This window comes from Dietzia sp. NPDC055343, from assembly GCF_053645265.1.
Window position 1 is genome coordinate 121877 of record NZ_JBSHMJ010000001.1, and the last position, 20890, is coordinate 142766.

Genomic DNA, 20890 nt, shown 5'->3' on the forward strand with positions numbered 1-20890 from the left:
GTGGGCGTCAGCCCATCCGGCAGGAACGGATATCGGTCGCGATGATCGACTTCGCGCCGGCCACGGCGAGTTTGTCCATGATCGAGTTGACCCGCTTGCGCGGCACCATCGACCGCACCGCGATCCACGCCGGGTCCGCCATCGGCGAGACCGTCGGCGACTCGAGGCCGGGGGTGATCGTCGAGACCTCGTCGAGCAGTTCACGGGGGCAGTTGTAGTCGAGCATCATGTACTGCTGTGCGAACACCACGCCCTGCAACCGCGCGCGCATCTGGGCCATCGCCGGCGACACATCGGCGTCGATCCGCGAGATGAGCACACCCGAGGAATCGCACAGGATGTCGCCGAACGCCTCAAGTCCGTGGACCTTGAGGGTTCGACCGGAGCCCACCACGTCTGCGATGCAGTCCGCCACGCCCAGCTGGATCGAGATCTCCACGGCGCCGTCGAGACGGATGACCTCGGCCTCGATCCCGCGGTCGGCGAGATCGCGTCGGACGATGTTGGGGTACGAGGTCGCGATCCGGGAGCCCGCGAGACGCTCGGCCGACCAGCCTTCGCCGGCCGGGCCCGCGTAGCGGAAGGTCGAACGGCCGAAGCCCATCTCCAGCAGTTCGTCGACCTCGGCCATCGAGTCGGCCGCGAGATCCCGGCCGGTGATACCCAGATCGAGACGGCCGGAGCCGACGTAGACGGCGATGTCCTTCGGGCGGAGGAAGTAGAACTCGACATCGTTCTCGCGGTCGATCAGCGAGAGATCCTTGCTGCCCTCCGGTCGGCGGCGGTACCCGGCCTCGGAGAGCATCTCGGAAGCGGACTCGGACAGGGCGCCCTTGTTGGGCACTGCGACGCGCAGCATGGTGGCTCCTGGGAATAGGTGCGTAGGGGTGGGCGTGGGTGACGGTCTACAGATGTCGGTAGACGTCTTCGAGGCCCAGGCCCCGCTTGAGCATCATGACCTGCGTCCAGTAGAGAAGCTGGGAGATCTCCTCCGCCAGTTCGGCGTCCGACTGGTATTCGGCTGCGATCCAGACCTCGCCGGCCTCCTCGATGACCTTCTTGCCGAGATGGTGTACGCCCTTGTCGAATGCGGTGACGGTCCCGGAGCCCTCAGGGCGCGCGGCGATCCGCTCGGACAGTTCGGCGAACAGCGAGTCGAAGGTCTTCACACGCCCGATTCTCCCACAGCGACAGCGGCGGGTGTCCCTGAGGTGAGCGTGTGCAGTGCGGAGACCCCGACACCCACGAGTGTCGGGTGGGTGTGTGCGCCGGTCACGTCGGGCTGACCATCAGTGGACGGCACGTACAGCACGCGGCAGCCGGCGGCCACGGCGGCGGTGGCGCCGGTGACGGAGTCCTCGATCGCCACCGAGGAGCGGGGGTCCACACCCAGACGCGCGCAGGCGAAGAGATAGGGGTCCGGCGCGGGCTTCGCGTCGGGGACCATGCACCCGGTCACCACCACGTCGAATCGCGACCGGTTGATGAACTCGAGGGGCACCTGAGCCACGTCTGCCGTCGTGTTGGTGACCAGCGCCACCGGGGTTCCGGTCTCCGCGATCTCCGCGAGGAGCTCCTCCGCCCCGGGGCGCCACGTCATGTCGGTCCGCATCAGTTCGGTGACCCGTGAATTGAGCCGGTGCGCGAGACGATCGAACTCCTCCCCCTCGATCCGGTGGCCCGTGTATTCACCGAGGATCTCGAAGAAGCCGTGCAATGAGTTTCCGAGCGTCCGCTCTCGAGTCGACTCGTCCAGGGGGCGCCCCATGTGCTCGGCGAGCTCATAGACGGCGACGTCCCATAGTCGTTCGGTGTCGACGAGGGTCCCGTCCATGTCGAGACAGATGGCGGACGGGGCACGATCACACGCGATGCTGGTCACGGCCTACTGTCTACCCGAACGCCCCGACCCGAGGAGTGGGCGTGCGCGGACGGGGGCACGCCCACTCCCCCGGCGAGCACACGGAAACGACGACGCGGCCCGGACCGCTGTGGGTCCGGGCCGCGTCGCACACCGATCAGGTGTTGAAGTACTTGGCCTCCGGGTGGTACAGCACGAACGCGTCCGTGGACTGCTCGGGGTGCAGCTGGAGCTCCTCGGACAGTTCGACTCCGATCCTCTCCGGCTGAAGCAGGTCGATCACGACCTTGCGGGACTCCAGATCCGGGCACGCCCCGTAGCCGAAGCTGTACCTCGCGCCGCGGTACTTCAGGTTGAAGTACTCATCGATGCTGTCCGGGTCCTCGGCGGAGACGGCACCCTCCGGCAGTCGGAGTTCGTCGCGGACGCGGCGGTGCCAGAACTCGGCGAGGGCCTCGGTGAGCTGGACGGAGAGGCCGTGCACCTCGAGGTAGTCGCGGTAGTTGTCGCCCGCGAACAGCTCGTTGGCGAAGTCCGCGATGGGCGTGCCCATCGTGACCAGCTGGAACGGGAGCACGTCGACCACGCCTTCCGCCCGGCACCGCTCGCGGGATGCCAGGAAGTCGGGGATGGACAGGAATCGTGGTCGCTGCTGACGGGGGAAGGCGATCTTGTGGATCACCTCGGCGTCCGGCCGCGGTTCGGCCAGCACCCAGATCTCGTCGCCGACCGAGTACGCCGGGAAGTACCCGTAGACCACGGCGGCGTGGGACAGGATGCCCTTGGTGGTCAGGCGGCTGATCCAGTCCCTCAGCCGCGGACGGCCCTCCGTGGCGACCAGCTCGTCGTAGTCGGGCCCGTCGCCGCCGCGGGTGCCGCGCAGTCCCCACTGGCCGAAGAAGAGCGCGCGCTCGTCCAGGTGGCCGGCGTAGTCGGCGACCGGGATGCCCTTGGCGATCCGCGTTCCCCAGAACGGCGGCGTCGCGATGGGCTGATCCGCCGCCACGTCCGACCGTTCCGGGACGACCACGGGCTCGGCCTCCGCCGCGCGCTTGGCCGCGATCCGCTCCGAACGGGCGCGGCGCTCACGACGTTCGGCGGCCTTGGCCGCGGACTCCGACGACTCGGCCATCGGGACACCGGTGCGCTTGGAGGTCATCACCTCGTCCATCAGACGCAGGCCCTCGAACGCGTCGCGGGCGTAGAACACGTCGCCCTTGTACATGTCGGCCAGGTCGACCTCGACGTACGCGCGCGTCAATGCGGCTCCGCCCAACAGCACCGGGAACTCGTCCGCGATCCCCTCTGTGTTGAGCTCGGACAGGTTGTCCTTCATCACCACGGTGGACTTCACGAGCAGGCCGGACATGCCGATCACGTCGGCCTTGTGCTCGCGGGCCGCGGAGATGATGTCCGCGATCGGCTGCTTGATGCCGATGTTGACGACGTCGTAACCGTTGTTGGACAGGATGATGTCCACCAGGTTCTTGCCGATGTCGTGGACGTCGCCCTTGACCGTCGCCAGGACGATCCGGCCCTTGCCGTCCTCGTCGCTGGCCTCCATGTGGGGCTCGAGGTGGGCGACCGCGGCCTTCATCGTCTCCGCGGACTGCAGCACGAACGGTAGCTGCATCTGCCCGGACCCGAAGAGTTCGCCGACGGTCTTCATGCCGTTCAGCAGGTGCTCGTTGATGATCTGCAGCGGCGGGATCTGCTCCATCGCCGCGTCGAGGTCCGCCTCGAGACCCTTTCGCTCACCATCGACGATGCGTGCGGCAAGGCGCTCCATCAGTGGCATCGCCGCGAGTTCGGCGGCCCGGGCGTCCTTGGCACTGGCGGCGGAGACTCCCTCGAACAGCTCCATGAACACCTGGAGCGGGTCGTAGCCCTCGCGGCGGCGGTCGTAGACCAGGTCCAATGCGACCTCACGCTGGCGCTCGTCGATCTTGCTCATCGGCAGGATCTTGGAGCTGTGCGCGATCGCCGAGTCGAGGCCGGCCTGGATGCACTCGTGGAGGAACACGGAGTTGAGGACCTGACGGGCCGCGGGGTTCAGGCCGAACGAGATGTTCGACAGTCCCAGCGTGGTGTGGATCGCCGGGTGCGCGTCGGTCAGTCGTCGGATGGCCTCGATCGTCTCGATACCGTCGCGACGTACCTCTTCCTGACCGGTGGAGATGGGGAAGGTCAGGCAGTCGATGATGATGTCGTCCTCGGCCACCCCCCAGTTCGCGGTGAGGTCGGCGATGAGACGTTCCGCGATCTCGACCTTGCGGTCCGCCGTGCGCGCCTGGCCCTCCTCGTCGATGGTGAGTGCGACCACGGCGGGACCGTGCTCGGCGACCAGACGCATGATCTTCTGGAACCGGGAGTCCGGCCCGGCACCGTCCTCGTAGTTCACCGAGTTGACCGCGCAGCGGCCGCCCAGGTGCTCGAGGCCCGCCTTGATCACCTCGGGCTCGGTGGAGTCGAGCATGATCGGGAGCGTGGAGGCGGTGGCGAAGCGGCCCGCGAGTTCGGCCATGTCGCCGGCGCCGTCGCGCCCGACGTAGTCGACACAGAGATCGACCATCTGGGCGCCGTCGCGCATCTGCTCCTTGGCGATATCCATGCAGGTGTCCCAGTCGGAGGCCAGCATGGCCTCACGGAACCGCTTGGAGCCGTTGGCGTTGGTGCGCTCGCCGATCATGATGATGCCGGCGTCGGCCCGCATCGGCGTGGAGGTGTAGAGCGAGGAGACGGCATTGATCGGCTCGACGGGTCGCTCGGCCTTCGTGCGGGACAGGACCTGCTCCTTGAGCCGCGTGATGTGCTCGGGGGTGGTGCCACAGCAGCCACCGACCATCGTCAGGCCGAACTCGGAGACGAAGTCCGCGACCTGGGGCGCGAACTCCTCGGCACCGAGCGGGTAGATCGCACCGTTCGGGCCCAGCTCGGGTAGGCCGGCGTTGGGCATGACCGACACCGGGATCTCGGAGTGCTGGGACAGGTAGCGCAGGTGCTCCACCATCTCGGACGGGCCGGTCGCGCAGTTGAGCCCGATCATATCGATCCCCAGGGGCTCGAGCGCGGTGAGGGCGGCGCCGATGTCCGAGCCGAGCAGCATCGTGCCGGTTGTCTCGATGGTCACGTGCGAGATGATCGGCAGCCGACGGCCGGCGGCGGCCATTCCGTCTTTACAGCCGAGCACGGCCGCCTTGACCTGGAGCAGGTCCTGGCTGGTCTCGATCAGGTAGGCGTCGGCGCCGCCGCGGGCGAGGCCCTCTGCGGCCTGGGCATAGGCGCTACGGATCTCCTCGAAGGTGGTCTGACCGAGCGAGGGCAGTTTGGTGCCCGGACCGAGTGACCCCAGGACCATGCGGGGGGTCCCGTCCTCGGACGGGCCCATCTCGTCGGCGACCTTGCGGGCGATGGCCGCCCCCTTCTCGGCGAGCTCGCCGATCCGGTCGACGATGTCGTAATCACCGAGGTTGGACAGGTTGCAGCCGAAGGTGTTGGTCTCGACGAGGTCGGCGCCGGCCTCGAAGAATGCGCGGTGGATGTTCTCGACGACGTCGGGCCGGGTGGCGTTGAGGATCTCGTTACAACCCTCGAGGCCGAGGAAGTCGCCGTCGACGGTGAGGTCAACAGCCTGCAACATCGTGCCCATCGCCCCGTCGCCGATCAGCACACGCCCACGTGCGGCATCCAATAAGGGCGAATCGAAATCGACAGACATGGGCCCCAGTGTATGGGTGAGGCGGAATCGGACGTACGTAGGCTGTACTGATGACTGTCGAATGGAGTCCTGACGGGCATCTGGATCTGGAGAGCCCGGTCATGATCGTGGCCTTCGAGGGCTGGAACGACGCCGCGGATGTCGCGACCGGGACGATCGAGCATCTCGCCCTCAACCTGGAGGCGCGGGAGATCGCGGAGATCGGCGGCGACGAGTTCTTCGACTACCTGGATCAGCGCCCTGTCATCCGGCATTCGGGCGGGGTATCGCGGTCGATCGAGTGGCCGCGCATCGTCGTGTCCGCGTGTCGTCCCGATGGCGTGGCCAATGACGTGTTGCTCGTCCGCGGCCCGGAGCCGGCATTGAGGTGGCGCACTTTCGCCTCCCAGTTCGTCGACCTCGTGGACACTCTCGGGGTGTCCCAGGTGGTTCTGCTCGGGGCGTACCTGGCGGATGTCCCGCATACGCGTCCGGTGCCGCTGACCGGCACTGCGTTCAGCCGTCAGCGCATGTCGTCGATGGGGGTCGAGGCCTCCGACTACGAGGGGCCCACCGGGATGACCGGGGTGCTGCAGCAGATGCTGACCGAGGCCGGTGTCCCCACCCTGAGCCTGTGGGCGGGGGTCCCCCACTACGTGGCGTCGCCGCCCAATCCCCGCGGCACGGAGGCGATGCTGTCCTGGCTCGCGGAGAACCTGGGCATGGCCGTGGCGATGGACGCCCTCCGGGCGCAGTCCAGGACCTGGGTGGAGAAGGTCGACACCGCCGCGGGCGAGGATGAGGACCTCCGTGACTACATCCGCTCCCTGGAGGAGCGGATGGACGAGGAGAACGAGATCGACCACGGGGACGACCCGGAGCCGGACCGGGGACGTGCCTCCAGCGGTGAGGCGATGCCGCTCGTCGACGGCGACGCGATCGCGGCGGAGTTCGAGCGCTTCCTGCGCGGGGACCGGGACGAGCCGGAAGCCGGCTGACGCGGGTCAGTCGGCGGATGCACGGACGCCCAGCAGGGCGTCCAGGGCGGTGGAGATCAGCTCTCCCGCCACGGGGTCGGTCGATTCCCCGGCCAACGTCGCCGCCGCCCAGGAATCGATCGCCTCGAGAGCGCCCGGGGTGTCGAGATCGTCGGCCAGCCGCGCCCGCAGGGTTGCGATACTGGCACCGGCATCGGCACCGGCGCCACGGGCGATAGCGGTGTTCCAGGTCGAGTAGCGGACGCGGGCCTCGTCGAGGATCTCGGCAGACCACGAACGGTCGGTGCGATAGTGGCCGGCGGCCAGCCCCAGCCGGATGATCGCCGGGTCCACGCCCTCCTCGCGCAGTGTCTGCACGCGGACGAGGTTGCCGAGTGACTTGCTCATCTTGACGCCGTCGAGGCCGATCATCGCCGAATGCACGTAGAACCGGGCGAACGGACGCTCGTCACAGGCGGCCTCGGCGTGGGCAGCGGAGAACTCGTGGTGTGGGAACGCCAGGTCGCTGCCCCCGCCCTGGATGTCGAAGTTCATCCCGAGACGGTTGCGTGCGATCGCAGAACACTCGATGTGCCAGCCGGGGCGCCCCTCTCCCCACGGCGAGGGCCACGAGGGCTCACCGGGTCGCTGCACCCGCCACAGCAGGGCGTCCAGGGGGTGCTCCTTGCCACTGCGGTCCGGATCGCCCCCGCGCTCGGCGAATGCAGCCGCCATCTCGTCGTCGTCATATCCCGACTCGTAACCGAAATCCGGCGTCGCTCGATGGCGGTAGTAGACATCCGAGTATCCGTCGACCTCCGGGTCGATGCGGTAGGCGTGCCCGCGCTCGATCAGCTCGCCGACCATCTCGACCACCTCGTCGATCGTCTCGGTGGCCGCCACGTACTGCTGTGGTGGGAGGACGCGCAGCGCCTCCATGTCGGCACGGAACCGATCCGTCTCGGCATCGCCGAGCTCGCGCCAGTCCACGCCGTCGCGGTCCGCCCGCTCGAACAGCGGATCGTCGACGTCGGTCGTGTTCTGGACGTAGTGGACGGCATGGCCCGCGTCCAGCAACTGTCGGTAGACCAGATCGAAGGTCAGGTACGTCGCGGCGTGACCGAGATGAGTCGTGTCATACGGGGTGATCCCACAGACGTACATCCGTGCGAGAGGCCCGGCCGCCACCTCACGGACCGCACCGCCCGCGGTGTCGAACAACTTGAGGGGAACGCCGTCGCCGGGAAGTGAGGGGACGACAGGCGAGGACCACGAGTGCATGGGGCCGAGTCTAGAGACCCGGCCGGATCAGAAGAGCGGCCAGGGTAAGGGGTAACCCGGGCCCGGGACGGGGAACCGCCCGTCGGTGAGGAGCCCGTCCACGCGCCTTGCCAGCGCATCGATCTCGTCGGACGAGAGCAGGTGTGTCAGTCGGCTCGCGAGGCCGCCCTCCCAGGCCAACTCCCCGGCGAGCCTCGTCAGGTCTGCCACGTCACCCCCGACGAGGGGTTGACCGGCCCACCCCCACAGTACGGTGCGGACCTTCGGGTCCACATGGAACGACAACCCGTGGTCGATCGCCCAGGAGCGACCGGCGCGGTCGACCAGGACGTGGCCGCCCTTGCGGTCGGCGTTGTTCACCACGAGGTCGAGCAGGGCGATACGGCGAAGTCTGTCGTCGGTGTCGTGGGCGACGACGACCTCCTCGCCCCGGGAGCCCTCACCCCGGAGGACCACCGCGCGGCCCTCCGGAACCGAGTCGACCGGATGGACATCCACGGGGTCGTAGGCGCCGCCCACGCTGTCGCGTTCGTCGATCCACCGCTGTGCCATCCCCCGGCCACCCGGGCCGTGTGCCGTGACCGTCTCGGGGATCAGATCCCACCCCAGGGCCGCGGCCACCACAAAGGCCGCGACCTCCCGGGCTGCGAGGCTCCCGTCCGGGAAATCCATCAGGGGCCTCTCCCCCGCCGACGGCTTGTACACCCATCCGTCTCCGTGCTGATCCACACAGCGGTACACGGCGTTGCTGCCGGACGGGATCCGGTGCAGGACGGTGAGTTCGGGGCCGGCTGACGATCTGGTCACGGATCGATGAGCTCGGTCAGTGCCTCACCGGATCGTGGACGGTAACCGTTGAGCCGGACGCACAAGTGGCCGGTGGTGTCGATCGGCTCACCACACAACGGGCAGGGCTCGCGGCCCGCGGAGACCACCTTGTCGCTGCGCAGGACGAACTGCCGGGCGCGCTGCGGGGTGAGGAACACGCGGAGTGCATCGGGTGCGTCCTCGGAGTCCGACAGCACCACCGACTCGTCCGTGGCCGACGGGTCGATCGCCAGGAGCTCCACGACGACCTGACCCCTGTCGCCGTCCCAGCCCAGACCCATCGTGCCCACGTTGAACTCGGGGTCGACCGGCATCTCTAGCGGGTCGAGGTCATCGACCATCCCCCCCGCCGGCGGTACCGGGAAGTCGGACTTGCTGGCGATCTCGTCGAGCAGATCCCCCATCCGGTCGGACAGGATCTTTGCCTGTTGCTTCTCACACCTCACGGTGATGGTGCGTCCGGACTCCGTGGCCTGGACGAAGAAGACCCGCTCGCCGGGCTGGCCGACCGTGCCCACCACGAACCGGGTCGGCTCGCGGAACTCGTGGACTGCCCTGCTCATGCCGGTCGTCTCCTCGTGTCGGTGTGTGGATCTGTGCGGGTGGTGGTGCGGTTCATCAGGGTACGTTCCCGCCCGGCACGGCATCGGATTCAGAGTGCCCGTCGGTCGGGGTGCCCACGTGTCCGGCCGGGTCGCCGTGAAGACCGGTCAGGTCGCCGCCGGTGTCGTTGACCCGGAGCACGAACGGGCGGTGCGGGGTGTACCGCACCACCGAGAGGGACGCAGGTTCCACGACGATCCGTTGGAACTGGTCCAGGTGCATCCCGTACGCGTCGGCCAGGACCGACTTGATCACGTCGCCGTGGCTGCAGGCCACCCACAGCACGTCCCGGCCCGCCTGCTCGGCGAGGTGCCGGTCATGGCGACGGACGGCGTCGACGGCCCTGGTCGCCATGGCCGCCAGCGACTCGCCCCGCGGGAACACCGCGGACGAGGGATGCTGCTGTACCACCGACCACATGTGTTCGGAGGCGAGTTCCTTGAGCGGCCGCCCGGTCCAACTCCCGTAGTCGACCTCGGTCAGACCGTCCTCGATCACGGGATCCAGACCGAGGGCGCCGGCGAGCGGTTCCACCGTCTGACGGCATCGCATGAGCGGGGATCGGACGATCGCCCCGACCGGGAGTCCGGACAACCGACCGCCGAGCTCGGTCGCCTGGGCGAGGCCCGTCTCGTCGAGTCCGACCCCCGGCGTCCGCCCGGCGAGAGTGAGCGCGGTGTTGGCGGTGGAGCGGCCGTGCCGGAGCAGGATGACGGTCATAGGAGGCAGATTACCGACGCGGCATCGATCAGGCGGTCACGTCAGGTCGCGGGGATGGTGCCGGTGGCGAGCAGGCCCATGACCAGCAGGCCGAGAATGATGCGGTAGCCCGCGAACCACGCCAGCGAGTGCTTCTGGACGAAACGCAGGAGCCAGGCGATCGCGGCGTAGCCGATGACGAAAGCGATCGCCGAGCCGACCAGTAACTGGACCGCGCTCGCCGACTGTCCGACCGACGGCTCGAACGCGTCCGGAAGACTGAACAGCCCCGAGGCGAGGACGGCGGGAATGGCGAGGAGGAACGAGAACCTCGCCGCCGCCTCGCGGGACATGCCCAGGAACAGACCTGCGGAGATGGTGCCGCCCGAGCGGCTCACCCCCGGGATGAGCGCGAGGCATTGGGCCAGCCCCATCACGATCGCGTCCTTCATCTTCAACCCGGCCAGGGATTTTCCGTCGACGGGACGGTCCTGCCTGCCGACCTTCTCCGCGATGAGGAACACGAAGGAGAAGAGGATCAACACGATGGCGGTGATCCAGAGGTTCCGCGCGGCGTCCCGGATGAGGTCCTTGCCGACGAACCCGATGATCGCGATCGGGATGGAACCCACGATGACGAACCACCCGAGGCGATAGTCCGGGTCGTCGCGACGCGACGAGTCGAACACCCCTCGGAACCACGCCACGAGGATTCGGACGATGTCCTTGAAGAAGAAGACGAGGACCGCGGCCTCGGTGCCCAGCTGGACCACCGCGGTGAACGACGCTCCGGCGTCGGCCCCGAACCACCAGGTCGAGAAGATCCGGAGGTGGCCGGAGGAGGAGACGGGGAGGAACTCGGTGAGTCCCTGGAGCGCTGACAGCACGATGACCTGGATCCAGGACATGCCTTCCAGCGTCGGTGCGGCGAGGACCGTTGTGTTCACGGTGCGGCTCTTTCTCGTAGAGGTCAGGCATGGGCGGGGGTCACGACGCACTCGTGTGCCGGTCGCACGCCGTGAGGGTAGTCGCCCGGCCCTGATCGGCGCCTGGTGACCTGCGTGGTGGACAATAGAGCGCGTCGAAAGGAACACCGTGACCCGTCGTGTCCTCCGCCGATCAGGCGTGCCCGCCGCACTTCTCGCGCTCGTTGTGGGGCTCTCCGCCTGCTCGTCCGCGACCAGCCAACTCGAGGAGGGGCAGCTCGCCCAGGGCAGCGCGGCTCCGGCGGAGTCTCCGCAGGTCTTCGAACCCGAGGGCGGAGAGCTCGTTCCGGTCCCGGGATCGGTCCGGGCGGTCGTGGCGGTCGGTGATCGGGTCGCCGTCCAGTCGCAGACCGGGCGCGACCTCCAGATCGGCCGTGTCGACGGCACCAGGTGGATCCCCGAGCACTCCGTCGAACTCCCCGCGGACGCGGGTACCGCCACCGGGGGTGACGACGGGTCGTTCGTCGTCCCCTACCCCGACGGCGTCGTGGTGGTCTCCCCGGAGGGGCGGTCGAGGCAGATATCCGGGATGGGGCCGGTCACCGCCGCTGCGGTCACGCAGGAGGGGAAGCTGATCACGGGCACCGCAGAGGGTGAGGTGGTGATCCGCGACGCCGAGGGTGTCGAGGAGACGCGGCTCGAGGGTCTGACCTCGGTGGACTCACTCACCGTGGCACGGGACGGGTCCGTCACCGCACTGAGTCGTACGGACACCGTGATCGCCTCGATCGACCCGTCCGAGGAGGTCGCGGGCCCGCTGCTGCGGGCCGGTCGCGGGGCCGGGATGATGAGCGACCTCGGCGAGGGGTCCCTGGTCGCCTCCGACACTGTGGGAAACACGCTCCTGGTCTATTCGACCTCCCCGGTGCGCCTCCATCAACAGTTCCCCGTAGGGGCAGCTCCGTGGGCGGTCGCCGAGGACCCCTCCCGGTCCGTCGTGTGGGTCACCTCTACCGGGACCAACACGGTTCAGGCGTACGATCTCGGCGACGGGATCGGTGTGCTGCGCGCGGAGATCCCGACGGTGCGCCAGCCCGACGCCCTGGCGGTCACCGACTCCGGCACCGTGGTGGTGGGGTCCGCGGATGGCGCCGGGCTCCACCTGATCCGACCGAACCTGGCCGGCCCGGCCGGCTGACCTTCGCCGACCGCAGACGTCTCACCTGAGGAGAACCGTGTACGCGCTGCTCAAGAAGCTGCTGTTCCGCTTTCCCGCGGAGCGGATCCACCACCTGGTGTTCGGTCTGATCAAACTCCTGACGCTGATCCCGCCGCTCGGGTCCCTGGTCCGGCGGATCCTCGGGGTGCGCGACCCTGTTCTCTCGCAGGAGGTGCTCGGCCGCACCTTCCCCGGTCCGCTGGGGCTGGCCGCCGGGTTCGACAAGAACGCTGCCGCGGTCGATTCCTGGGGCGCGATCGGGTTCGGGTTCAGTGAGGTCGGCACCGTCACGGCCTCCGCCCAGCCCGGCAATCCCGCCCCCCGTCTGTTCCGGCTGGCGGAGGACCGCGCGATCCTCAACCGGATGGGGTTCAACAACCACGGGGCCGGAAACGCGGCCAACAACCTGCGCCGGCGACGCAGCAGCGATCCCGTGGGCATCAACATCGGCAAGACGAAGGTCGTCCCCGCGCAGGACGCGGTACGTGACTACGTCGCCTCCGCGACCATGCTCACCGGGCTCGCCGACTACCTGGTCGTCAACGTCAGTTCCCCCAACACGCCCGGGCTGCGGGACCTGCAGGCCGTCGAATCGCTTCGGCCCATCCTCGCGGCGGTACGCGATGTGGCGACGATTCCGGTCCTGGTGAAGATCGCTCCCGATCTCGACGACCGGGACATCGACTCGGTGACCGATCTCGTCCTGGAACTGGGTCTGTCCGGGATCGTCGCGACCAACACCACGATCTCGCGCGACGGGCTGCGCACGCGCGCGACGGACGTCGAGACGCTGGGCGCCGGCGGCATCTCCGGGGCACCCGTCGCCGCCCGTTCGCGTGAGGTGCTCTCGCGCATCTACTCCCGGGCGGGCGGCAGAATCGTCATCATCTCCGTGGGCGGGGTCGAGACGCCGGAGGACGTCTGGGATCGGATCACCCACGGTGCGGATCTCGTGCAGACCTACACGGGATTCATCTTCACCGGCCCGTCACTGCTGTGGGAATCCAGCCGCCTGGTGGCACGACGCCTCCGCCAGGGCGGGTACAGCTCCCTGGCGGAGGCGGTCGGGTCGGCCGTGCGATCCGGTCCAGCTGATCGCTGAGCCCGCGCAGCGCGCCGTCCTACTGCTCGTAGAGCGCGGTGGTGGTTCCGCGGGCGAGGCCCTGGCCGAACAGATTGAAGCCGAGGAAGGCGCACGAGGCGTCATCGCCGAGTTCGATCACGTCCCCCACCGCATGGACGGCGAGGATGTAGCGGTGCGGTCCGTGGCCGGCCGGGGGCGCCGCACCCACGAAGCCCTTGAAGCCGGCGTCGTTGCGCAGCACTGCGGCCCCCTCGGGTAGCCCCGAGGTGTCGCCGGCGGTGCACGCGCCCTCCGGAAGGGACGTCACGTCCGTCGGGATATTGGCCACGGCCCAGTGCCAGAACCCGGAGGCGGTCGGCGCGTCCGGGTCGAAGACGGTCACGGCGTAGCTCTTCGTGCCCTCGGGGCCTGCGCTCCAACTCACCTGCGGTGACTTGTCCGCACCTCCCTCGACGCCCATCACGCCGCCCAACTGTGCCGGGCTGAGGGTGGCGCCCTCGGTGTAGGACTCGCTGGCCACCTTCAGCAACGGCAGATCCGGCAATGCGAGGTAGGGATCGGGCACACGGAACTCGGTCATCGTCATCCTCCTGAATCGGACTCCACCGGAGGGTGTCCTCCAGCCGGTCACGTCCCTGTCTACCAGCGATGACCGGGACGCGCCGGGAGGATCCGGCGCCCGATTTGGTCAGCGGATCAGGCATCGGCTAATGTCATTCCTCGCACGGCCAAGGCGGGGAGATCCCCGCACCGGCGGAGCAGGTGTGCAAGCGCGAGTGGCGGAATGGCAGACGCGCTAGCTTGAGGTGCTAGTGTCCTATTAACGGACGTGGGGGTTCAAGTCCCCCCTCGCGCACACTGTGTCGAGACAGTAGAAGGGCCCCGGATCCGATTGGATCCGGGGCCCGCTCTCGTTTCCAGGGGATTCCCGGGCTCCGGTTCGGGGGACCTCGCAACACCGGTGTGGGACCGGCGTGACGGGGGCCGCACCCGCGGCGCTCGGTTTAGGGTCCGGCGACGTGGTCGTCGTACCGTGTCCTGGTGACCGGCATCGATCCAGACGACTTCGACACCTTCCTACAGGTCCTCGACCAGGCGGCGGCGCTCGACGTCGATCATCCCGACTCGATCCGCGTGCAGCGGTCGGTGGGCCACATGTTCAAGCTCCTCAAGAAGACCCGACGCTCCGAGGTGCGCCGCGCACGCCAGGAGGCCGACAAGGCGGTCATCGAGGCCACCGCGACCGGCTCGCCCACCCGCATCGACGACGAGACGGCCGGTATCCGCCTCGTCTCCACCACCCCGGGCGCCGTCGCGGGCCATCTGCAGCGCGCGATGGCCTGCTACGTCTGCAAGCAGCGCTTCACCCGCGTCGACGCCTTTTATCACCAGCTGTGTCCCGACTGCGCTGCCGCCAACCGGGCCCGGCGCGACCCGGCGATGAACCTGTCCGGGCGGCGCGCGCTGCTCACCGGTGGTCGTGCGAAGATCGGCATGTACATCGCGCTGATGCTGCTGCGCGCTGGTGCGGACGTCACCATCACCACCCGCTTCCCCCGCGACGCGGTGCGCCGTTTCGCGAAGATGGACGACTACGCGGACTGGGCCGACCGGATCCACGTGATGGGCGTGGACCTGCGTGACCCGGCGCAGGTGGTGGCGCTGGCCGACGAGGTCGCCGCCGCCGGACCGCTGGACATCCTCATCAACAACGCGGCGCAGACGGTGCGCCGCTCCCCCGGCTCCTACTCCGGACTCGTGGAGGGCGAGACGGCGCCGCTGACCGGCCGGGCCGCCGACATCCCCATGGTGACGATGGGACGCACCTCCGAGCTCCACCCCGCCGCCCTCATGGGTGGCGAATCGGCCCTCATCGGCAGCGCGGAGGCCGAACGGGAGGCCGACCACATCGCGACCCTCGCGCTACAGGCCGGGTCGTCGTCCCTCGAGCGGATGGCCGCCGGCACGGCCATCGACGCTGGCGGGCTCCTGCCGGACGTGGTGGACCACAACAGCTGGGTGGCGACCGTCGAGCAGGTCGAGCCGATGGAGATGCTCGAGGTGCAGCTGTGCAACTCGGTGGCGCCGTTCATCCTCGTCTCCCGCCTTCGCCCCGCGATGGCGGCGTCGAAGGCGCGGCGCAAGTACGTCGTCAACGTCTCGGCGATGGAGGGCCAGTTCTCGCGCCGCTACAAGGGGGCCGGCCACCCGCACACCAACATGGCCAAGGCGGGCCTGAACATGCTCACCCGAACGTCCGCGGAGGAGATGTTCGCCGAGCACGGCATCCTCATGACCGCCGTCGACACCGGCTGGATCACCGACGAGCGCCCGCACGTGACCAAGGTCCGCCTGCATGAAGAAGGCTTCCACGCGCCCCTGGACCTGGTCGACGGCGCCGCGCGCGTGGTGGACCCGATCGTGCGCGGCGAAGCCGGCGAGGACCTGTACGGCTGCTTCCTCAAGGACTTCGAGCCGAGTCCGTGGTGAGCGTGGACCCCGCTGCCGCCGCCGCGCACCTGGTGCTCAGCACCGAGCTGGTCGCGGGCATCCGGTCCGCCATCGCCGACCTCGGTGGGGACGGGCCGGGCACGCTGGTCCACGTGGCGCCGACGGGCCCCGGGTCCAGGTGGCCGTCGAACAGCGCGGCCGCCCTCGTGCACCACCTGTGCGGGGTGATCACCTCGTGGGGTGCGGCCTGCCTGGGCGCCGAGGAGGTCGTCCGCGAGCGGGCCGCGGAGTTCGAGTTTGCCGGGCCGGTCGGTCCGGAGGTGGACCGGCTCGCCGATCTGGTGGACCGGCTGCCCGGGTGGGCCGCGGCCGCCCGCGACCGCGGGACCCTCGCGCACCCCACGGGGACGGCGTTCGACGTGGCCGCGGCGCGCCGGGCGGGGACGCTGACCGTCGACTGGGTGCTCGCGCACATCCTGCACGACGTCGCCGGGCACCTGGGACACCTCGAGGTGACCCGGGACGTGCTGCTGGACCGCGCGCCGGGCCCGTGAGCCGGCACCCGACCCCGGTCCTGCTCGACTGCGACCCCGGCATCGACGACGCGCTGGCGATCGCCTACCTCGTGGCCGAGCACCTGGCGGGGCGCATCGAGCTGGTCGGCGTGGTCTGTACGGCCGGCAACGTGGGACTCGATGACACCGTGGCCAATGCGCTGGCGTGGCTGGACCTGGCCGGTGCTCCCCCGCTACCGGTCTGCGCTGGTGCGGCCGGTGCGATCGCCGTCCCGCACGTGTTCACGCCCGAGACGCACGGCCCCCGTGGTGCGGGGCACGCCGTTCTCGAGGTCGGGACCGGGGCGGAGACGGCGACGACGAGGCGCGCCGATCCCCGCGACGGCGCCGATCTCTGGCTGGACGCCGCACGCGCTCACTCCGGTGAGCTGGTGGCGATCGTGACCGGCCCCTCGTCCACGCTGGCCGGCGCGCTGGCGGCGGAACCCGCGTTGCCCGGGCTGGTGGGCGACCTGGTGGTGATGGGCGGAACGTTCCGTGGCCATCCGGGCAACACCACCCCGGTCAGCGAATGGAACGTGGACGTCGACCCGGAAGCCGCCGACGCGGTGTGCCGGGCGTGGGAGGACGCGAACAACGCTGACGCATACGTCTCGGGGCCGCTGTGGTGCGGGTTGAACCTCACCGAGCGGGCGGTGTGGACGCCGGAACGGTCCGCGCGACTGGTCGCGGCGTCGGACACGTCATTGACGCGGGCGTTGGCCGAGGCGCTGCGGTTCTACTTCGAGTTCCACGAGTCCGTCGGCGAGGGGTACCTGGCGCAGGTGCACGACCCGTTCGTGGCCTGGCTGGCCCTGCATCCGGACGCGGTCGAGTCCGTGCCGGCGAGCGTGCGGGTGGAGTGCCGCGGTGAGCACACACGGGGGATGACCGTCGAGGACCGGCGCGGGCACCGGGGGCGGGCGCCCAACGCGCGGATCGCGACCGACGTGCGCACGCCGGGCGGCCCGGACGCGGTGCTGGACGACATCTGTGCGGCGATCGCCTCGCTCGCCGGGTCGGGCTCACCGGGCGGTCCGGGCTGAGTCAGCCGGTCGGCCTGTCAGTCGGTCGGCCTGGTGAAGTTCCGTGTCGGAGGCGCCGGGTCAGGCACGTCAGGAGCGGTGGCGTGCCCGCGCAGTGAGGTCGCGCACGCCACGCCGGCCGCGGCGCCGGTGCCCACGGCGATAGGTACCAGCTGCAGTCCGGTCACGATGTCGCCGGCGGCGTACACGCCGTCGACGCTGGTCAGTTGCAGCGCGTTGACGACCAAGCCGCCCTCGTCGTCCGTCTCGCAGCCCAGGGACGTGGCGAGTTCGTTGGTCGGGTGATGCGCGTAGGAGAAGAACACCCTCGACCCCGCGATCACCCTCCCGTCGGCGAGCCGCACACCGTCCAGTGCGTCCGGTACCCCGACCAGTTCGCGCGCGACGCCGTCGATCACCTCGATCTGGTGTTCGGCGCAGGCCGCGCGCTGATCGTCGTCGAAGGACGGGTCGGAGTCGCTCTCGGTGATGATCACGACCTCCGAGGCCCAGTCCAACAGTTCGGAGGCATACGCCGGTACGTGCGCGCCGGCGCCGAGCACGATGACCCGCCGACCCGCGGCTGTGAGGCCGTCACAGGCCGGGCAGTGGTGCACATCGACCCCGTAGTGCTCCTCGATACCCGCGATGTCGGGCAGTCGGTCGCGCACCCCGGTGGCGAGGATGATCCGCTTGGCGGTCACGATGATCTGACCATCACCGTCAGAGGGGGCGATCCGGGCGAGGAACCGGTCGTCGGAGTCCTTGATCAGACTGGTGACGGCCCCGCCGAGCCGGCGGACCGTCGGGTACTCGTCGAGACCTGTGTTGATGTCGGCGTAGAACTCGGCCGGAGTGGTGGGGCCGGTGCCGAGCATGCCGTGGATCCGCCGGGCCGAGAGGTTCCGCTGAGCCCCGGCATCGACGAGCACGGTCGAGCGCTGGTACCGGCCCACCCAGGTGGCAGCGGACACCCCGGCCGGCCCGCCGCCCACCACGAGAACGTCCACGGCGTCGGCCACCGCGTCGCTCGTGCCGGTAACGCCATGGTCGGCCACCGCGTCGCTCGTGCCGGTAACGCCACGGTCGGCCTCGCCGGAGTCGTCGGTCATGGGCACTCCGATCTGGGGAGGGGTGTTGCCACCCTAGCGGGTGGTCGCCGGGCGGAACTAGAACCGGTGTTAGGCTCCTGCGGATGTGCCGGGCGGCCTGTGGAGGTGCCCGGGCGCTGGCGTCGTCGCACTTCGCCGTCGTCCCCTTCACCGCCCCGGGAGAGTCCATGAGGTCCGTCGCCGCCGCTCTGATCATCGTCGCGGGCGGGGCGGTCGCTGCCGGGGTCTCCGCGCGGCGCGCGGCGGTGGCCCGGGGTGAAGTGGAGCCCCTGACGGCCTCGGTGCGAACAGCCGTGACGAACGCGCGGGAGAGCGTCCGCGGGTCCGTGCGACGCCGGGTGCGGCAGCGGGCGGAGTCGGCGGTGCCCGCGGCCGGGCCCCGCGCGGCGACGTCAGGGGGAGTCGGTTCGGCGGCGCCGATCGCGGGGTCGTGGCGGCCTGTGACCGAGCACGGGACGACGGGCTCGGCATCGCGGCGGCCCGCGGGCGCCCGGGGCTTCGTGCCCGCACTCGAGGGGATCCGGGGCCTGGCTGCAGTGGGGGTGCTGACCACGCACGTCGCGTTCGTCACCCGGTCGTCCTCGGGGTCGCCGCTCAAGCGAGTCTTCGGGCGTCTGGACCTCGCGGTGGCGGTGTTCTTCGCCAAATCAGGATTCCTCCTGTGGCGCACCCACGCCTCCCATGCCCGGCGGGACGAGCCCGGGGCGGCCCGGCCGACCAGGGAGTATCTACGCTCCCGGTTGGTCCGGATCATGCCCGCCTACGTGGTGCTGGTGGCCGCCGCGATGCTGTTGCTCAAGCAGAACCACGTCAACGGCCCCACCTCCTGGCTGGTGAACCTCACCCTCACGCAGATCTACACCTCCGAGTTCCTGGTCGCCGGGTTGACCCACGCCTGGTCACTGGCCGTGGAGATGGCGTACTACCTCGCCTTCCCCGTCCTGTGGACCGCGATGAAGGGTCTGCGCGGCGACGCCGCCGGTTGGCGGATCCCCGTGATCGCGGCGTTCGGCGCATCGGGCCTGGTGTTCCCGATGCTCCCCTGGCACGGACTCGGAATCCTGCCGCCGTACGTCAACGAGCAGATCCTGCCGCCCGCGTTCACCGCGTGGTTCGCCGCCGGCATGCTGCTGGCCGAGGTGGCAACTGCCCCTCCCGGAACCCTCGTCCGTCTCTGTCGTGACCGTCTGGCCCGGTGGGGCTGGTGGGTCGTCGGCGGTGCGGCACTGGTGGCCACCACCGTGCCGGCGTGGTTCTCCGAGGGCTTCGTCCACCCCGGCCCCGTCGAGTTCGCGGCGCGCACCGGGCTCGCGGGGGCGATGGCGTTCCTGGTGCTCGCGCCGGTGGTCCTGGCGCCGGAGGGCACGCGGTTCCCGGTGTTGGAATCGATGCCCCTGCAGAAGGTCGGCGCGTGGTCGTACGGGATCTTCCTGTGGCACCAGCTGATCCTGCTGGCCTCGTTCCCGCTGACCCGTACGTCGTTGTGGGCCCGCCGGATGTACGTCATCTGGCCGGTCACGGTGGCCGGTTCGCTCGCTGCGGGCGCCGCGAGTCACCGCTTCCTCGAGGAGCCCGCGCGCCGGGCACTCGAGCGTCGCTGAAGCGCCGTCCCGATCTCGGACCTCCGTCGGTGAGGTTCGCCTATCGCGATGACTATTGGTCAGGGTAGCCTTTCCTAAAGAAGGCCTGCCTTGGTGGGCGCTGACGCAGACGAAGGGACCTCCCATGACCTCCAGCCCGCCGCTCCCCCAGCACGAGCGCGACTCAGAGTCCGTCGCGGGCCACTGGCTTCTCGCCCGGGTGGGCAAGAAGGTCCTACGCCCCGGCGGCCGCGAGTTGTCCGAGTGGATGGTCCACGCATCCACCGTCACCGGCAAGCGCGTCGTCGAGTTCGCGCCGGGCCTGGGCCTGACCGCGTCGCTGCTGCTGGACGAGTCTCCGTCGTCCTACACCGGGGTCGACTCCGACCCGGAGGCCGTCGAGGTCACGCGATCCGCCATCGGCGGACGGGGTGCCGTGGTCGTGGCCTCTGCGCAGGAGACCGGCCTCGAGTCGGCGTCAGCCGACGTCGTGGTGGGCGAGGCGATGCTCACGATGCAGGGCGATTCGACCAAGAAGCAGATCGTGGACGAAGCCGCCCGTGTGCTCGACTCGGACGGCCGCTACCTCGTTCATGAGCTGTGTCTGGTTCCCGATGACCTGGACGACTCGATCAAGACCGAGATCCGCAAGGACCTGGCCCGGTCGATCCGCGTCAACGCACGCCCGCTCACCGTCTCGGAGTGGAGCGAACTATTCGAGACAGCCGGATTCGAGGTAGAGGCCACCGAGCTCCGCCCCATGGCGCTGCTCCAGCCGCGGCGCATGCTCGCCGACGAGGGCGTCGTCGGCCTCGCCCGGATAGTCCGCAACCTCCTCCGTGACGCCGACGCCCGAAAGCGGGTGCTGGCGATGCGCAAGACCTTCACCACCCATGACGAGCACATCAGCGCCGTCGGGTTCGTCCTGCGCAAGCGCTGACCCGCCCCGCCATCCCCGGCACTTCTCGCAACCGCTCCTCGGCATGAACGCCC

At 69.6% G+C, this 20890-nt stretch carries 19 protein-coding genes and 1 tRNA gene; 9 read left to right on the top strand and 11 right to left on the bottom strand.

The window, feature by feature from the left end:
• Positions 1–7: 7 nt before the first annotated feature.
• The 4 genes from hisG to metH all read right to left on the bottom strand — a co-directional run bounded on the left by hisG (position 8) and on the right by metH (position 5579).
• On the bottom strand, positions 8–859 hold the full coding sequence (hisG, locus tag ACWIE7_RS00610) for an ATP phosphoribosyltransferase (protein WP_454058178.1): 852 nt from the start codon (positions 857–859) through the stop codon (positions 8–10).
• Positions 860–905: 46 nt separating this feature from the next.
• On the bottom strand, positions 906–1169 hold the full coding sequence (locus ACWIE7_RS00615) for a phosphoribosyl-ATP diphosphatase (protein ID WP_230928958.1): 264 nt from the start codon (positions 1167–1169) through the stop codon (positions 906–908).
• The gene (locus ACWIE7_RS00620; protein ID WP_454058179.1) at positions 1166–1882 is read right to left on the bottom strand and encodes an HAD family hydrolase; all 717 of its coding nucleotides are present in this window, start codon (positions 1880–1882) and stop codon (positions 1166–1168) included. The genes ACWIE7_RS00615 and ACWIE7_RS00620 overlap by 4 nt, the downstream gene beginning before the upstream one ends.
• A 136-nt stretch (positions 1883–2018) precedes the next feature.
• Entirely contained in the window at positions 2019–5579 is a 3561-nt protein-coding gene (gene metH, locus ACWIE7_RS00625; RefSeq protein WP_454068339.1) for a methionine synthase, read from the bottom strand.
• A 50-nt stretch (positions 5580–5629) separates the two neighbouring features.
• On the opposite strand from metH, the gene ACWIE7_RS00630 reads away from it, so the two are divergent.
• The gene (locus ACWIE7_RS00630; protein WP_454068340.1) at positions 5630–6556 is read left to right on the top strand and encodes a PAC2 family protein; all 927 of its coding nucleotides are present in this window, start codon (positions 5630–5632) and stop codon (positions 6554–6556) included.
• 6 nt (positions 6557–6562) lie between these two features.
• Here the strand turns inward: ACWIE7_RS00630 and mshC are convergent, their stop codons facing one another.
• From mshC to ACWIE7_RS00655, 5 genes are read right to left on the bottom strand one after another with little or no spacing between them, the layout of a single operon-like run.
• Positions 6563–7816, bottom strand: coding sequence for a cysteine--1-D-myo-inosityl 2-amino-2-deoxy-alpha-D-glucopyranoside ligase (mshC, locus tag ACWIE7_RS00635; protein ID WP_454058182.1), 1254 nt, complete (start codon positions 7814–7816; stop codon positions 6563–6565).
• A 27-nt stretch (positions 7817–7843) separates the two neighbouring features.
• Entirely contained in the window at positions 7844–8623 is a 780-nt protein-coding gene (locus ACWIE7_RS00640) for an SCO1664 family protein (protein WP_454068341.1), read from the bottom strand.
• Positions 8620–9207, bottom strand: a complete 588-nt coding sequence (locus ACWIE7_RS00645; protein WP_452098849.1) for a DUF3090 domain-containing protein — start codon at positions 9205–9207, stop codon at positions 8620–8622. Before ACWIE7_RS00645 ends, ACWIE7_RS00640 begins: the two co-directional genes overlap by 4 nt.
• Before the next feature lie 55 nt (positions 9208–9262).
• Positions 9263–9967 (bottom strand): histidine phosphatase family protein, encoded by a 705-nt coding sequence (locus ACWIE7_RS00650; RefSeq protein WP_230928951.1) that lies wholly within the window; start codon positions 9965–9967, stop codon positions 9263–9265.
• A gap of 41 nt (positions 9968–10008) precedes the next feature.
• On the bottom strand, positions 10009–10854 hold the full coding sequence (locus ACWIE7_RS00655; RefSeq protein WP_452099059.1) for an undecaprenyl-diphosphate phosphatase: 846 nt from the start codon (positions 10852–10854) through the stop codon (positions 10009–10011).
• A 187-nt stretch (positions 10855–11041) separates the two neighbouring features.
• Between ACWIE7_RS00655 and ACWIE7_RS00660 the strand changes: the two genes are divergently transcribed.
• Positions 11042–12070: a YncE family protein gene (locus ACWIE7_RS00660; protein ID WP_454058184.1), complete on the top strand. Its 1029-nt coding sequence runs from the start codon at positions 11042–11044 to the stop codon at positions 12068–12070.
• A 37-nt stretch (positions 12071–12107) separates the two neighbouring features.
• A complete protein-coding gene (locus ACWIE7_RS00665) occupies positions 12108–13193 on the top strand; it encodes a quinone-dependent dihydroorotate dehydrogenase (RefSeq protein ID WP_452098851.1) in 1086 nt (361 codons plus the stop codon).
• A 19-nt stretch (positions 13194–13212) separates the two neighbouring features.
• Here the strand turns inward: ACWIE7_RS00665 and ACWIE7_RS00670 are convergent, their stop codons facing one another.
• Entirely contained in the window at positions 13213–13755 is a 543-nt protein-coding gene (locus ACWIE7_RS00670) for a YbhB/YbcL family Raf kinase inhibitor-like protein (RefSeq protein WP_454068342.1), read from the bottom strand.
• Positions 13756–13945: 190 nt separating this feature from the next.
• Here ACWIE7_RS00670 and ACWIE7_RS00675 point away from each other — a divergent pair.
• The 4 genes from ACWIE7_RS00675 (at position 13946) to ACWIE7_RS00690 (ending at position 17226) form a co-directional block, all read left to right on the top strand.
• Positions 13946–14031 (top strand) — tRNA-Leu (locus ACWIE7_RS00675).
• Between the two features lie 185 nt (positions 14032–14216).
• Entirely contained in the window at positions 14217–15665 is a 1449-nt protein-coding gene (locus ACWIE7_RS00680) for an SDR family NAD(P)-dependent oxidoreductase (RefSeq protein WP_452098853.1), read from the top strand.
• A 2-nt stretch (positions 15666–15667) separates the two neighbouring features.
• Positions 15668–16180 (top strand): mycothiol transferase, encoded by a 513-nt coding sequence (locus ACWIE7_RS00685; protein ID WP_454068343.1) that lies wholly within the window; start codon positions 15668–15670, stop codon positions 16178–16180.
• Complete coding sequence (locus ACWIE7_RS00690) at positions 16177–17226, top strand: nucleoside hydrolase (RefSeq protein ID WP_454068344.1); 1050 nt, start codon at positions 16177–16179, stop codon at positions 17224–17226. Before ACWIE7_RS00685 ends, ACWIE7_RS00690 begins: the two co-directional genes overlap by 4 nt.
• A gap of 17 nt (positions 17227–17243) precedes the next feature.
• Here the strand turns inward: ACWIE7_RS00690 and ACWIE7_RS00695 are convergent, their stop codons facing one another.
• Positions 17244–18317, bottom strand: a complete 1074-nt coding sequence (locus ACWIE7_RS00695; RefSeq protein WP_454068345.1) for an NAD(P)/FAD-dependent oxidoreductase — start codon at positions 18315–18317, stop codon at positions 17244–17246.
• A gap of 167 nt (positions 18318–18484) precedes the next feature.
• Here ACWIE7_RS00695 and ACWIE7_RS00700 point away from each other — a divergent pair, with 167 nt between their 5' ends.
• A complete protein-coding gene (locus tag ACWIE7_RS00700; protein WP_454068346.1) occupies positions 18485–19918 on the top strand; it encodes an acyltransferase family protein in 1434 nt (477 codons plus the stop codon).
• Between the two features lie 124 nt (positions 19919–20042).
• A complete protein-coding gene (locus tag ACWIE7_RS00705; protein WP_452098858.1) occupies positions 20043–20837 on the top strand; it encodes a class I SAM-dependent methyltransferase in 795 nt (264 codons plus the stop codon).
• The last annotated feature ends 53 nt before the right edge of the window (positions 20838–20890 follow it).